At 24.9% G+C, this 2,189-nt stretch carries 1 protein-coding gene; it reads right to left on the bottom strand.

Annotation, left to right across the window (positions count from 1 at the left end; genetic code table 11):
* Positions 1-55 precede the first annotated feature (55 nt).
* Positions 56-2,068, bottom strand: a complete 2,013-nt coding sequence (locus KA845_RS12060; RefSeq protein WP_210128137.1) for a P-loop NTPase fold protein — start codon at positions 2,066-2,068, stop codon at positions 56-58.
* Positions 2,069-2,189 lie beyond the last annotated feature (121 nt).

Consider the following 2,189-nt stretch of genomic DNA (forward strand, 5'->3'; position numbering starts at 1 on the left):
ACCCTGACATGATAAATTAGTGGTTAGCTATATTTTTTACTTTGCAACAGAACCTTTAAAATTTTGTAGCATTTCTAATACTAGCGCTTATTTTTTCTCTTTTTTGTGGTTCTAACTGATTAATTTTATCAATGAAATTATTTTCAAACTCTTGATTAAAACTAAATTCTTTCAATGGTAAATCTTCTCTTATTGCGTTTCTCCCATTAGATTTATAGAAAATATTTTTAATTCTTATAAAGTTCGTTTCTATAAATTCAACAAATTCACTATCACCTAAACAAACCAATTCACTTAGTACTTTTTCAATTTCTTTATTTTGTAAATGATCATAATATTTAACATAAGCCCAATATATAATTCGAGGGTGTTCTGTATCTTGAATATTTGAAAAACTAAGTTCTTTTAATATCCCATCTATCATTTCAACCTTATTCTCAATATCAATATATTCAATATCTGGAATTATAAGTTCAATAATGAGTATTTTTTGAGAAGCATCTAATTCCCTATTATTCAGTGCTATCTTTTCACATTGCTTATTTTTATCTATCTCCAAGGTCATTTCTAATCTTTCACTTAAACTATATAATAATTCATCTACATATGGACTCGTAAAAGAACTAATTCCAGAATTACTGTGTTCTCCATAAAATTTATAATGAACTAATTTAATCATTTCTTTTACATAAGCTTCAACACTTTTAAGTATTTGTTCTTCTATAGCTTTACGTTTAAACATTTCAAAGAATCTTATATAATCTTCCTCATTAAAGCTGTTAATTTGTTTCAAGCCTTCATCTTTATCTTTTTGTAAATACTCTTCCAACATGTCTTCGTTGACTTGCGTACTTTCATTAGATTCAATTTTATATAACGAAAAATTTTTTTCTTTAGTAATACTCGGATATTTCATACCTGAATCATTACCATGATTAAAAAGATTGAAAATAAAATCTATAATATTAGAATCATCATTTATATTCGCTTCCAGTAATTCACTTCTTAAACGTTGCTTTTTTTCATCCTCTATCGAAACAGTGTTGTACGTTAATTTAATAGATTTATTAGTAATAATTTCATAAATTTGATTATGAAAAATAAATATATAACATAGAGCTAGTGATTCACTAGCATTAAAATTTCTATTTTGCTTATATTTATAAGTATTTTTAAAACGGTTAAATAGTTGTTTAGATTCTCTAATTGTCCTATTTTCTCTAATAAATTGACCTCTTATTCTATTAATTATAAGTCTATCTGCATCTGTGATATCTTGGTATTTCACTATAGTTTCTAGATCGCTTTCAAAAATATTCCATATATTGTGAGGCTTGTACTTTTCTGGCATGTTTTCTATATTTTGCAGTATCTTTTGAGTGAAAATATCATTTGGATTTTCTACTATTCTTTTATACTCCCCTACAACAATTATTAATGCATTCTCGAATGAATTAATATCTGACATTTTTTGAAAAAGTATATTTCTTTGAAGTTTATCTACTCTATCAAAATCATCTATTATAAATATTAGCTTACGCTTTTTTATAAATTTTTTTACTTTATTTCTACATTTATCTTCAATATCATAAGTGTCCTTAAAATAACTCAAAGCACTATTTATTATAAACAGTGCTAGCCAAATCAATAATATGTTCACTGTTATAAGGTTCTCTTTTCCTTTTAAAAAGAATGGAATAAACTGAATTAATGCTATTATAATGGATAATATAATTGCCCATACCAGTGGTTTATGTCTTAAATAAAAGTATTTCCATGGATGTAATTTTGAAAATATATCACTATAAAAATTTTCACTGTTATTTTCCTTCCATGCATTTAGCCATATAAATTCCCTTTTATTCTTTTTTTCCTTCCTTAATTCTACATCTTCCTCAATTAAGTTTAAAAAACTAGTTTTACCTATCCCCCATTTACCATTTAACAAAACTGAACCTTCATAGTCAGAAAAAATATATCTGTTTATAAATCTTATTACATCAGTACTTAATTTTAATTTATCTTGTTCAGAATTTTTTATTTCAATATCTGCTTTTATATTTATCATTCCCAACATTTCAAATTTTTGGTTCTGTTGCAAAGTTGAATTTATAGTATAATTTTAACAAAAAGGAGTCTTCTGTATGAACTATTTCAGATATAAACAATTTAACAAGGATGTTATCACT

Source organism: Staphylococcus sp. GDX8P114P-2, assembly GCF_017892945.1.
Taxonomy (GTDB): Bacteria; Bacillota; Bacilli; order Staphylococcales; family Staphylococcaceae; genus Staphylococcus; species Staphylococcus arlettae.